Source organism: Williamsia muralis (assembly GCF_002735905.1).
GTDB lineage: Bacteria > Actinomycetota > Actinomycetes > Mycobacteriales > Mycobacteriaceae > Williamsia > Williamsia muralis_A.
Map to the genome: position 1 here is coordinate 114,704 of NZ_PEBD01000005.1, position 11,793 is coordinate 126,496.

An 11,793-nucleotide genomic window follows, 5' to 3' on the forward strand; every position below is an offset into this window, starting at 1 on the left:
ACGAACCGGGCGACCGGCCGACAGGGAGGAAACCATGACGCAGAGGCATGAGCTCGCGGGTAGGACTGTCGTCGTCACGGGGGCCACATCGGGGCTGGGCAAGGAAACCGCACGGCGGTTGTACGCACAGGGCGCCGACGTCGTCCTAGTAGCCCGAGACGAGGTGAAGGCCGCAGAAGTGGCCGGGGAGCTCGGTTCAGGATCACCGGGTCAATCGCCGACCGGCAGCGTCAGTACAGCGCTCGCAGATCTGTCTGATCTGGCGGATGTGCGTGCGCTGGCGACCGATCTGCAACAGCGATTCGAGCGTATCGATGTGCTGATCAACAACGCCGGCATCGACATCGGTGACCCACGTGAGTCCAAGGACGGGTTCGAACTCACCTTTGCGGTCAACTACCTGGCGCCCTTCGTACTCAGTACGTCGCTGGCGCCCGTCATGGCGGAAGCAGCCGCTGCCGGCGAACCGTCGCGGATAGTGAACATCAGTTCGTCGGGACACCGTGGCGGCCACATCGACATCCAGGATCTGCAGGAGAAGGGCCGTAAGTTCAGCGGTCAACGCGTGTACAACAATTCGAAGTTGGCGCTGACGCTGTTCACGACCGAACTCGCGCGCCGCAACGACCCAGCTCGGTTGGTGGCGAATTGTGCCGATCCGGGATTCGTCAAAGGCACCACTCTCGGGCGTGATCTGCCGTTCGGGTATCAGGTGATCGGCGTGTTGCTCACCCCGTTCATGGCCACCGTCGACAAAGGTGCGCGGTCAGCGGTGTGGGCGGCATCCGCACCGGAGGCGGGTACATTCACCGGCCGCTACGTCAAAGGCGGCAAGCAGACCGAGCCCAGCAAGGAGGCCCAGGACGCCGAGCTGGCGGCCCGGCTGTGGGACGCCACCGAAGGACTCATCTCCGGCACGCGGTGATCATGTCCGGTCTGCCGTGACAGGCCTGGGGATCGCGGCCATCTGCCCCTGCCCGATCCAGCCGGGCACACGACGGCGCACGTCGTCGGGACCGACGATCTGGACCGTGCCGATGGAACAGGCTGTCTCCCAAGAGCGGTCACCCCGCCAGACCGCGGTGAGGTCACGGAGCTCGGCCACGACCGTGGCGGTGGTTTCGAAGCCGGGGTCGCAGTCGCAGATGTCCACCTGGCCTTGCGTCACGACCAGCCACCAGCGGTGGGCGTTGGCAGCCACGCCGCCGAGCCGGAAGGCTATCACCGTGCGGCTCGTCGGCCACACGTCTGTGGGTACTGTCCGACGCATGTCCCACATCAGCAGGTGGGGGTCGAGGTCTTCGTCTCCGAGTTCGCCGATCCAGCGGATGCCCCAGGCGTTGAGGGCCTCGACCACCGACGACAGCTCCCTGCCACTTGCAGTCATCGCGTAGCTCGTCCGCCCGCCCGCAACGTGGCGTTCGACGACGCCCGCGTGCTCGAGAGTCCGCAACCGCTTGGAGAGCAGTGCAGGTGACATCCGCGGGACACCGCGCCGTAGTTCGTTGAAATGCGTACTGCCGGCGAGTAACTCACGAACTACGAGCAGAGTCCATCGTTCGTCGAGCACTTCCATCGCCTTCGCGACAGGACAGAACTGGCCGTATCCGGACATCAACCCTCCTTTCGGACCACTCCAGTCAGTACACACCTCGTCCCCGGCACGGACCAGTACAAAATCTGTACTGGATCGGTTCAGATCCAGCACTGGACTGCCTGCGGGCCACGGTCGGATTCTGAGATGAACCGATCACGCAAGAGATAGGAACATGCCATGGCCGCCGACTCGACAACCACCGACACCACCAGAACCACGTCAGGTCACCACACGAATGAACTCAAGGCGCGGCATCGCGCCATGTGGGCCTCGGGTGACTACCCGGCGGTCGCGACGGAGGTGATCTCAGCTCTCGGCGAGATGCTGGTGGCCGAACTCGACCTGCAGGGCGGTGACCGCGTGCTCGACGTGGCGGCCGGCTCGGGCAACGCGTCCGTACCGGCAGCCCGGACCGGAGCCGAGGTGATCGCGGCGGACCTTGCCCCCGAGCTGTTCGAAGCCGGTCGTGCGTTTGCCGCCGAGCAGGGGGTACAGCTGACCTGGCAGGAGGCCGACGCCGAGGCTCTTCCCTTTGCCGACAACAGCTTTGACGTGGTGATGTCGTGCGTGGGCGTGATGTTCGCTCCTGATCACCAGCGAGCTGCCGCTGAACTGATCCGGGTCTGCCGCTCCGGAGGGCGTATCGGATTGATCAGCTGGACACCCGGCGGATTCGTCGGCCGGATGTTCGCGACCATGAAGCCGTACGCACCCGCCCCACAACCCGGGGCACAGCCCCCACCACTGTGGGGCGAGGAGACCCATGTCCGCGAACTGTTCGGCGACCATGCCGACATCACTGCCGAGCGGCGGACACTCACCGTCGACCGCTTTCAGTCTCCGGAGGAGTTTCGCAGGTTCTTCAAGACGACGTACGGACCCACCATCGCGGTGTACAACGCGAACGCGGGGAACCCCACGGCTGTCGCAGCACTCGACGACGGTCTGGACGATCTCGCCCGCGCTGCGATGAACCACGACGGCGTGATGGAGTGGGAATACCTGTTGGTCACAGCGACTGTGAGATGACCGTTGGTCACTCGCTCAGTTGGTCGACAGTCTTGGTTGATCCCTCGGTGATGATGTCGAGTATCTGGCGATAGGCGGCGGAGTTCGAGCTCACGATCGAACCGTGATCCTCGCCGTCGATCAACACCACACGGCCACTGCCGTTCTCGTTCTTCAGCGCACTGACGTATCGCTGTGACAACGAGGGGAGTACCACAGTGTCCCGGGTGCCGTGGACCGCGATCACCGGAGTTCCGGGATCGAGATTCTGGATCGGGTCCACCGACGCGTAACGCTCCGGTACCTGCCCGGGAGTTCCGCCGAGGGCCGCGACGATCCGGTCGTCGCCGTTGCGAACTGCCTGCACCATGTCCAGCGGACCGGCCAAGGAGACCACTCTGGTGGGCCGGAACTTCGGATTGGCACCGACCTCGGTGGGATCCAGTTTGTGTCGTGTCCCGCCCCAGACCGCCAACTGGGCCCCGGCGCTGTGTCCGACCACCAGTGCGTCGGTGGTCTCCAATTGGGGGAACCTCTTGTCGATCGCGATGACATTGTCGAGGGCCTGCGAAACGTCCTCGAATGTGGTCGGCCAACCACCGCCTGAACCCAGCCGGCGGTATTCGATGTTGTACACCGCCATTCCCCGTGCAGCGAGGTCGCGGGCGAAGGGATCAAAGAGATCAGCACCCAGTTGGGACTGCCATGCGCCGCCATGGATCAAGACGACCAGTCGGGTCGAGTCCACCGCCTGCGGTCCCGCGGGCAGATAGAGATCACCCCAGTTCTGCTCCGGGTCCGTTCCGTCCAGAGTCGGGTAGTCGATCCGGGTCACCGTGACCTCGTCTGAGACCGAGGGCCCGGCGCTCGCAACGGACGACTGGGTACCCACTGGTCCGGCGTCGCCCCCATCGTCCGAACAGCCGGCGATCAGGCCCGCAGTGGCGGCCAGTGAACCGAGCAGGGCAAGAATGCGGTGTCGTCGCATCAGGAAACCTTCCATGGTGTTCAGACGGTGGGGTACGGGATTCATCGCTCGACCGATGGCCGGACTACGAGCGTTGCGCCCAGATGGGCACGCAGGGGATGGGGGCACAGAGGGCGTGCGGGTCAACTGTCGGCGTCGACGGCAACCGGCGCCATCTTTCGCCATGGCGCCAACACGGCCGGATCCTGCAGCTCCATCCACGCGATCACGTCTTGATAGGTGGCACAGACCGTTTCGGGTTTCACACATGCCTCGCGCATGAAATCAGCTGTGGCGGGGTTGAACGCGTTCCCGCTCCAATCATTGAAGTGGTTGGCGATGACCAACGGGGCCCGGTTGCCCTCATAGGCGCGCCGGAACATGTAGTCGTAGGACTCCTTCACGATACGGCGGATCTTCGGTGCGCTGGCGGGGCTGTCCTTGGCTTGGTTGAACGTGAACCAGTAGTTGTAGTCGAGGGCGGTCTGCCTGTGGTTGAGCGGTGGTGACCACGTGTACGGGATGGGGAATTCCCAGATGCTGCCGACCTTCGTCGGCCAGTAGATGCCCGGTTGACGGGCCGCCTTCGACGAGTCCCACGTCATGTCGTGCGCTCCCAACGCCGGGAACAGTTGCCCCATACCGCCTTCGAGGCAGGGCGTTCGCCCGCCTTTGACGGCGTCGGGACCGAAAGCGAGATCGGGTGTGTTCCGGATGTTGTTGAGTGACTTCCACTCGGTCATCAGCCGGAAGAACTGATCGAGTTCGTGGTTCCATTCCGCGGTGGTCCAATCGCGGCCGGGGTTCTTTGTGCCGACACAGAAATGGCCGACGTAATGAGTGCCCATCTCATGACCGGCGAACCACGTGCGATTGAGATAGTCGACTTGTTCGATGACCTCCTTCTCGGTGCCTCCGAAAGCCAGTGACGACTCTCCGGCCGCGTAACCAGGACCGGTGTACTTCTTCTTGTTCTTGTCGGTGAGGAAGTACAAGCCGGTCATCAAGGCCGTGAAGCGTGCATCGACCTCGTTCGCGGTGTCCAGGAACAGATCCCAGTTTTCTGATACGCCGACACCATCGAAAGAAAACAAAACGAACTGGGGTGGTTTGGCGTTCGGCGAAAGTCGTTCCATCGCAACGTTGCTCTCGAGTCGAGCCGGAGCGGGCGGAGGCGTCGAGACCGGTTCGGACGTGGCATCGACTGGTTGCACTGCGACACTGCCGGCCCCGTCCCCATCACCCCCGGTTCCACAGGCGGCCAGGATCACCGCGGCCACAGCCAGCGAGAGCGATCGACGGACGTGATGCTCTATGCGTCGCAACTGCAACGTATTCACCTTTCGCGCGGCCATCGGCCGCCCGAGCGCCGCCTTGACTCGCGCGGAGCTTAACAGTTCGGCGGGTCACCAGCCGGACGAATCGCCGTCGGCCGCAGCGACGTCCGTACCCCGAAACCGGGTTCACGTGTGAGATCGCCGCCGGTGGGTACATCGAATCCGTAAGACCGACAACCGGCTGAGATAGCGGCACTGCCGTTTCGCGCGGGTCGAGTCCCGATCCGCAGGCCTGCCGAGAGCACTGGAGGGGTTCGTGGCTACAACGCATGAAACAACCGCGTCGACGGAAGATGTGTGGCGTGTACTCGCAGACGGCTGGTCGTATGCCAATTGGGTTGTCGGGTCGTCACGGATACGTGCCGTCGATGCGAATTGGCCGCGACCGGGAAGCAACATCGCTCATTCGGTTGGGCTGTGGCCCGTCCTGCTCAACGACCGGACGGAGTCGGTGGGTATGGAGGAAGGGCGCGAGCTGCGATTGATCGCGCGGGCACTGCCCTTCGGCAAGGCCGAGATCATCCTGCGCTTGCACGAGATCCCGCAAGGATGCCGCATCGAGATGATCGAGCACGCGGCAAACCCACCGTGGTCACTGATGCCCGACCAGGTCCAGCACTTGGCGGTTCATCCGAGGAACTCGGAAGCCCTGCGGCGTCTGGCGTTGCTCGCCGAGCGGTCGCGAACGGCGGAGTAGAGAAAAAAGCTGCATCCAACGGTGTGTCCGTTGGATGCAGCAAGGTTCCTCGGCCGTTCGGCCGGGCGAGGTCAGTCGCGTGACCTGGTTCCGTCAGTCTGGTCGAAGAATCGCCAGTCTCCGTCGACGTTGACCTCCATACGGAAACCGAGTTGTCCTGAAGGCACCTCGCGATTCTTGAACCACTCGTAGGCGTCTTCGGCGTTGTTGAATTCGACCTTGTCGACAACATCCTCGTCTGGATTGAGAACTCGATACTCCGCCATGTCTCCCTCTCGTCACCGTACTCACCCGAGGCTGCTGCCCGGGCCGTCAGGCGGATACCCGCCAGTTCGCAGCGCTACACATCGCGGTGCGTGACGTTCGACTCCTCACGAGCGCGCCGCGGCGCCGGTACCGACTGCGGCGACGACCTCGGTCAGCCGGCTCAGGTCGGGGATCACCGCATCGGCGATCGACGGGTCATCCCTCTGGCCGAGTCTGTTGACCCACACCCGGGGGATGCCGAGAGCATGAGCCGGGATGATGTCGTGGAAGTAGCCCTGCGCGACGTGGACCCACTGACCGGGCCCGGGGTCGAAGGTCTGGGCGAACCTTTCGAAGTGCGGATGGGCCGGCTTGTACGAACCCACGTCCTCGGCGGTGATGACCGCATCGACAGGAGTCCCGAGGCGGCGCTGCGCTGCGCCGATGATGTCGCGGTCGCAATTGGTCAGCAGGGCAAGGCGCCACCCCGATGCCCGCAGGCGCGCCAGCTCGGAAGCTGTGTCGTGGAAGGGCGGCCAGTAGGCGATACCCGTGGCCAGCACGTCGGCGTCGTCGGCCCTGAGGACAAGCCCGGCATCGTCGGCGGTGCGACGAAACGCCTCGGTCAACACATCGCGGTAGCGCATCTCCGGGTACTGGGCCTGGACCTGCGGTTCGTGCCGGTTGAATTTGTCGAGAAGGTCCGCGCCGCGGCCCGGGAAGACCAGCTCAATCCCGGTCGAGATCCCGTGACGCCAGTCGATCAACGTGCCGTAACAGTCGAACGTCGCCCAGCGGATGTCAGTCATGGCCGGCAGCTCGATGATGTGGTCGCGACGCCATGGGGGAATGTTATCCGCACGTCGCCTGCCTGGCCCGGGTGCAGCCGGACCGGTACCCGCGCAAGCTGTACGGCCACGGCGCAGATCAGCCTCGACCAGACGATTTCGCGCACGCGCCCGCGATCAACATGCCCACCATCGCGGTGGCCTTGTCGGGTTGCGGAGGGTCGCCGGTGATCATGTCGCTCCAGATGAACGATTCACCCAGGCGCACGACGGCATACGCGAGACCGGAGGTGTCCGGATAGCGCGAGAGCTCGGGCATGGCCGCCAATTTGCCCACGGTCCACTCGATCAACCTGCCCTGAACCACGCTGTACCGCGAGGTGAGGACCCGCAGCGCGTACTCAGGGTCATCTGCGACGAACCGTTCGAGCGGTTGGTAGTTACGAACGGTCTCGGCGAGGAAACCGAAGTTGCTGACGAACTTGTTGGCGTCGAGCTCTCCACCACGCGCCTCGACTCGTTCGATGGCGTCGATGAGTATTCGCCACACCACTTCGCCGAGAACCACTTCCCGGCCCGCGAACCATCGGTAGATCGTCGCGCGGCCGATCTTCAGTTCGCGCGACAGCGCCTGTATGTCGACCCGCCTGCCGGCGAGGAACCAGTCGTGAGCGAGGTCGATCACGTCGTCACGGTGCACGCGAGGGTGTGACCGGCTGTTGACGGTCTGGTGAGACATAAGTAGATTTTGTCTCCGACCGGCCCTCCGGTCAATCAGCACACCGCTTCAGGAGCGCACATGGACTTGCAATGGTCGGCCGCCGATTCGGAGTTTCGAGACGAGGTGCGCGCTTTCCTCGACGAGAAGTTGACCCCGGACCTGCGCCGGGCCGGCCGTCTGATGACCAGCGTCTACTCCGACCACGAGGCGAGCATGGAGTGGCAGCGCATCTTGCACGAGCGGGGCTGGGCAGCGCCTGCGTGGCCGGTCGAGTACGGCGGTTGCGACTGGACCCTCACCCAGCACTACATCTTCAGTCGCGAGTCCATCATCGCCGGTGCACCGTCGCTGTCTCCCATGGGGATTCGGATGGTCGCCCACGCCATCATCGCTTTCGGCACCCAGGAACAGAAGGACTACTACCTGCCCGGGATCCTCACCGGCGAGGTCTTTTTCTGCCAGGGATATTCCGAACCCGAGGCCGGTTCGGATCTTGCGTCCCTCTCGATGGCGGCAAAGGACGACGGCGATGACCTGGTCTGCACCGGCAGCAAGATCTGGACAACCCATGCCACCGAGGCGAACTGGATGTTCTGCCTCGTTCGCACATCCCGGCAGCAGAAGAAGCAGCAGGGCATCACCTTCGTGCTGATCGACATGAACTCGCCGGGCATCGAAGTACGGCCGTTGGTGATGACGTCGGGTGAGCAGGTCCAGAACCAGGTGTTCTTCGACAATGTGCGGGTGCCCAAGGCGAACGTGCTCGGAAAGATCGACGACGGCTGGACCGTGGCGAAGTATCTCCTCGTGTTCGAACGAGGCGGGGGCGCGGCCGCCCCGGCGTTGCAGGTGATGGCGGAGTCGCTCGCCACCTCGGCGGCGTCGCAGCCGGGGCCTGGTGGACGCCCGCTCATCGACGATCCCGGTTTCTCTGCCAAGCTGGCCGAAGCCCGCATCCGCACAAAGGTCCTGGAGATCCTGGAATACCGAACGCTGTCGGCGATGGCGTCGGGCAAAGATCCGGGTCCCGCCTCGTCGATGCTCAAAGTGCTTGCGACCGAGCTCAGCCAGAAGCTCACCGAACTCACCCTGGAGGCCGCTGGTACACGCGGACGGGTCTACCAGCCGCACGCGACCAAGCCTGGTGGTCCGATCTCCGAGTTCACCGAGCCCGCGGACGGTTACGTCAGCGGCGAACCTTGGGAGGCAGTTGCGCCACTGCGTTACTTCAACGACCGGGCAGGCTCGATCTACGCCGGTAGCAACGAAATTCAACGAAACATTCTCGCGAAAGCAGCATTGGGGCTCTGATGGACTTCAACTTGACCAAAGAGCAAGAACTGCTCCGCGATGGCCTCGCCAAGTTCTTGGCCAACCGTTACGACCTGGAAAAGAGTCGGGCGGCTGCCAAGACGGGGGCAGGATGGCAGCCGTCGATCTGGCGAGCCTTCGCCGACGAACTCGGAATCCTCGGTGCGACACTTCCGGAAGAAGCCGGTGGAATCGGCGGTGGGCCGGTCGAATTGATGATTGTCACCGAAGCGCTCGGCCAGGCACTTGTTGTCGAACCCTTCGTGGACACCGTCGTCTTCGGCGGCGGTCTGTTGCACAGGGCGGGTGGGGACCGCGCCACGGCCGTTCTCGAGAGACTCGTCGCGGGGGATGCGATCACGGCGTTCGCTGCCACCGAACCCACATCGGGTCCTGACTTCAATGACGTGTCGACGATCGCCCGTAGACACGGCGACGAGTGGGTGCTCGACGGCACGAAAGCGGTTGTCAGCAGTGCACCCCTAGCCGGCCATCTGCTCGTCACGGCCCGGACTGCTGGCGGGCGACGTGACACCTCGGGGATTTCGTTGTTCCTGATCGATGTCGATGCCGACAACCCTCCTGAAGGTTTGGCCGTTCACGCCTACCGCACCATCGATGACCGGCGTGCGGCGGATCTCGTGTTCTCCGGGATGCGCCTACCCGCCGATGCCCTTCTGGGCGGCGAAGGCGATGCATGGGCGTCGATAGACCGTGCAGTGGACGAGGCCACGGCCGCGGTGGCATCCGAGGCTGTCGGGCTGATGCGAAAAGTGTTGGGCGACACTGTCGAATATGCCAAGCAGCGTCAGCAGTTCGGTCAGGCGATCGGCAGTTTTCAGGCGTTGCAGCATCGGATGGTCGACATGTACATGGAGCTCGAACAGTCTATTGCCGCGGTGTACCTCGCGATTTTGAATCTGGAAGCCGAGCCCACCGAACGCGCGCTGGCGGTGTCGGCGGCGAAGGCGACCATCGGTCGGGCGGCGCGTTTCATCGGGCAGAACGCCGTTCAGTTGCACGGCGGGATGGGCATGACCGAGGAACTCGCGATCGGTCACTATTTCAAACGGCTCACGGCCATTGAGTACGAGTTCGGTTCTGCGGACATGCACATAGCGCGATACGCGGCGCTCACCAAGGCCTGACACCGCTTCACTGTTCTCATCCGCACGGGGCGCAACACCCGCCGGGCGGGCCGCGCAGGCTCGCCCGGCGGTGTCTTCGATACGGACTCGCTCGTCGGGAACGCCGGTCAGGTCAGGGTGCCAGGTTGTCTATTCGCTGCGCCAACATCACGTCGAGGCTTGTGATTCCGCCCGCCGAATGTGTGCTGAGGGTAAAAGTCACTGTGCGCCAACGGATATCCATATCAGGGTGATGGTTGGCCTCTTCCGCGGCCTCGGCCACCCGATTCACCAATGCGATCGCCGCCAAAAAGTCCGGGCAATCGATCGTCTGAGTCAACGATTGGCCCTTGCGTTGCCATTTGGGTAGATCGGCGAGTGCGGCGGTGATGCCGGATTCGGTCAGCAGTGCGGTCATCGTCCCGATGTTCCCACCACCAGACCCTCGCTTCAAATGTAGTCGGTGCGTCGGTGCGTCGGCGGATCCCCGCCGGTCACTGGCCGACGACCGGCCGGACGTCAGGGGGAGTGGTCGAGCGATCACAGCACTGTGCGGCCGCCGTCACCGCGACCTGTTCGGGATGGTGGCCGTGGTTGCGGATACCGATGGCCGCCACCACGCCGCCGACGATGAACAGGGCCGCGGTCACCACCAGAACACGGTGGAATGACGCGGTGTCCAGGGTGCCGCCCACGATGATCCCGGTGCAGGCAACAGCGATCAGTCCAGCGATCCGCGAGATCGCGTTGTTCAACGCCGAGCCGATCCCGCTGTGTTGCCGAGCGATCGATGCGAGGACGGCCGAGGTCAGCGGCGTGACGGTGATCGACAGGCCGAGCCCGAAGAGCACGAGCCCGGGGAGCATCTGTGTCCAGAAATCGAAATCGTCGACGGTGGTGAGCATGAGCAGGTAACCGCATCCGGCAACGATCGGTCCGGATGCCATGAACACGCGGGGCCCATAGCGTGCCGACAGTGCCCCCACCGGCCGAGCGATGAAGAACGAGAGCAGCGGGACCGGCAACGTGGCGAGCCCGGCCATCAAGGCCGAGAAGCCCGCGACCTCTTGCAGGAACAGAGCCGTCACCAGCGTGCCCATCGACAATGCGGCGTAGATGAACGTCGTCGCGAGATTGCCGACACCGAAGTTCCTGACCGCGAACATCTTCGCTGGGATCATCGGATGGTCGGTGTGCGTTTCGCGCCAGCCCAGCCCTGCCAGGCACAACAGTCCGAGCGCCAAGGCTGCAGCCACGGCGGGGTTGCTCAGACCGAGACGTTGCTGCTCGATGAGGGCGTAGACGGTTCCGGCGAGACCGCCGGCCGTCAGCACTGCGCCTGGTACGTCGATGCGTTCGCGCGGCGTCGTCCGAGCCGGTTCGACGAGTCGCATCGACAGCACCAGGGTGATCGTCACCGGCACGACGTTGACGGCAAAGATCCACCGCCAGTTCAACGTGTCGACGAGTACACCACCGAGTAGTGGACCGACCACAAAGGCCGTGCCCGTCCATGCGGTCCATGTACCGATCGCCTTGGGCTGGTCGTCCGGGGTGAACGCCGAGTTGATCAATGCGAGCGAACTGGGCACCAGCAGGGCCGCGCCCACACCTTGCAGCCCGCGGGCGATGATCAGGACGAGGTCGGTCGGTGCAGCCGCGCACGCCACGGATGCCAGGCCGAAGATCACGAGCCCGATCCGGAGCATCGGCAGGCGTCCGAACGCATCAGAGATCGCGCCGGCCACCAGTATCAGTGCGCCCAGGGTGAGGAGGTATGCATCGACCACCCACTGCTGTGTACTCAGCCCACCTCCCAGGTCGTCCGAGATGGCGGGAAGGGCGAGGTTCACCACCGATCCGTCGAGGAACGCGACAAAAGACGCGAGGATCGCGACAACCAGGACGGGGCCGGGCGTGGGCCTGGAGGTGGGCGTGGCAGCGCTCACTTCCAACGCCACCCTCGAGTCGGTGCGGAGCGGTGCAATCCCATG

13 protein-coding genes are annotated in these 11,793 nt (G+C 64.2%); 5 read left to right on the forward strand and 8 right to left on the reverse strand.

Translation table 11 applies throughout. From position 1 onward, the window contains the following. The first annotated feature begins 34 nt into the window (after nt 1-34). Nucleotides 35-925 carry an SDR family oxidoreductase gene (locus CSW57_RS07350; protein ID WP_099382194.1) on the forward strand — a complete coding sequence of 297 codons (891 nt, stop codon included), beginning with the start codon at nt 35-37 and terminating at the stop codon, nt 923-925. Here CSW57_RS07350 and CSW57_RS07355 read toward each other — a convergent pair whose 3' ends face one another. Beyond that, nucleotides 926-1,615, reverse strand: a complete 690-nt coding sequence (locus CSW57_RS07355; RefSeq protein ID WP_099382446.1) for a winged helix-turn-helix transcriptional regulator — start codon at nt 1,613-1,615, stop codon at nt 926-928. A 159-nt stretch (nt 1,616-1,774) separates the two neighbouring features. Here CSW57_RS07355 and CSW57_RS07360 point away from each other — a divergent pair, with 159 nt between their 5' ends. Beyond that, a complete protein-coding gene (locus CSW57_RS07360; protein ID WP_099382195.1) occupies nt 1,775-2,626 on the forward strand; it encodes a class I SAM-dependent methyltransferase in 852 nt (283 codons plus the stop codon). A 7-nt stretch (nt 2,627-2,633) separates the two neighbouring features. On the opposite strand, the gene CSW57_RS07365 is transcribed toward CSW57_RS07360, so the two are convergent. Further along, entirely contained in the window at nt 2,634-3,638 is a 1,005-nt protein-coding gene (locus CSW57_RS07365) for an alpha/beta hydrolase family protein (protein ID WP_223249104.1), read from the reverse strand. 77 nt (nt 3,639-3,715) lie between these two features. Continuing rightward, nucleotides 3,716-4,903, reverse strand: a complete 1,188-nt coding sequence (locus CSW57_RS07370) for a polysaccharide deacetylase (RefSeq protein WP_143696497.1) — start codon at nt 4,901-4,903, stop codon at nt 3,716-3,718. A 262-nt stretch (nt 4,904-5,165) separates the two neighbouring features. Between CSW57_RS07370 and CSW57_RS07375 the strand changes: the two genes are divergently transcribed. After that, the gene (locus tag CSW57_RS07375; RefSeq protein WP_099382197.1) at nt 5,166-5,606 is read left to right on the forward strand and encodes an SRPBCC family protein; all 441 of its coding nucleotides are present in this window, start codon (nt 5,166-5,168) and stop codon (nt 5,604-5,606) included. Between the two features lie 71 nt (nt 5,607-5,677). Here CSW57_RS07375 and CSW57_RS07380 read toward each other — a convergent pair whose 3' ends face one another. The 3 genes from CSW57_RS07380 to CSW57_RS07390 form a co-directional block, all read right to left on the reverse strand. Continuing rightward, nucleotides 5,678-5,872, reverse strand: coding sequence for a hypothetical protein (locus CSW57_RS07380; protein WP_023958137.1), 195 nt, complete (start codon nt 5,870-5,872; stop codon nt 5,678-5,680). Between the two features lie 105 nt (nt 5,873-5,977). Beyond that, a complete protein-coding gene (locus CSW57_RS07385; RefSeq protein WP_099382198.1) occupies nt 5,978-6,661 on the reverse strand; it encodes an HAD family hydrolase in 684 nt (227 codons plus the stop codon). Between the two features lie 118 nt (nt 6,662-6,779). Further along, the gene (locus CSW57_RS07390) at nt 6,780-7,379 is read right to left on the reverse strand and encodes a QsdR family transcriptional regulator (protein ID WP_099382199.1); all 600 of its coding nucleotides are present in this window, start codon (nt 7,377-7,379) and stop codon (nt 6,780-6,782) included. Nucleotides 7,380-7,439: 60 nt separating this feature from the next. On the opposite strand from CSW57_RS07390, the gene CSW57_RS07395 reads away from it, so the two are divergent. Further along, complete coding sequence (locus CSW57_RS07395; protein WP_099382200.1) at nt 7,440-8,672, forward strand: acyl-CoA dehydrogenase family protein; 1,233 nt, start codon at nt 7,440-7,442, stop codon at nt 8,670-8,672. Further along, the gene (locus tag CSW57_RS07400; RefSeq protein WP_099382201.1) at nt 8,672-9,820 is read left to right on the forward strand and encodes an acyl-CoA dehydrogenase family protein; all 1,149 of its coding nucleotides are present in this window, start codon (nt 8,672-8,674) and stop codon (nt 9,818-9,820) included. Before CSW57_RS07395 ends, CSW57_RS07400 begins: the two co-directional genes overlap by 1 nt. Nucleotides 9,821-9,932: 112 nt before the next feature. Here the strand turns inward: CSW57_RS07400 and CSW57_RS07405 are convergent, their stop codons facing one another. Next, nucleotides 9,933-10,217: a 4a-hydroxytetrahydrobiopterin dehydratase gene (locus CSW57_RS07405; RefSeq protein WP_099382202.1), complete on the reverse strand. Its 285-nt coding sequence runs from the start codon at nt 10,215-10,217 to the stop codon at nt 9,933-9,935. Between the two features lie 76 nt (nt 10,218-10,293). Beyond that, nucleotides 10,294-11,748 (reverse strand): MFS transporter, encoded by a 1,455-nt coding sequence (locus CSW57_RS07410; protein ID WP_099382448.1) that lies wholly within the window; start codon nt 11,746-11,748, stop codon nt 10,294-10,296. Nucleotides 11,749-11,793 lie beyond the last annotated feature (45 nt).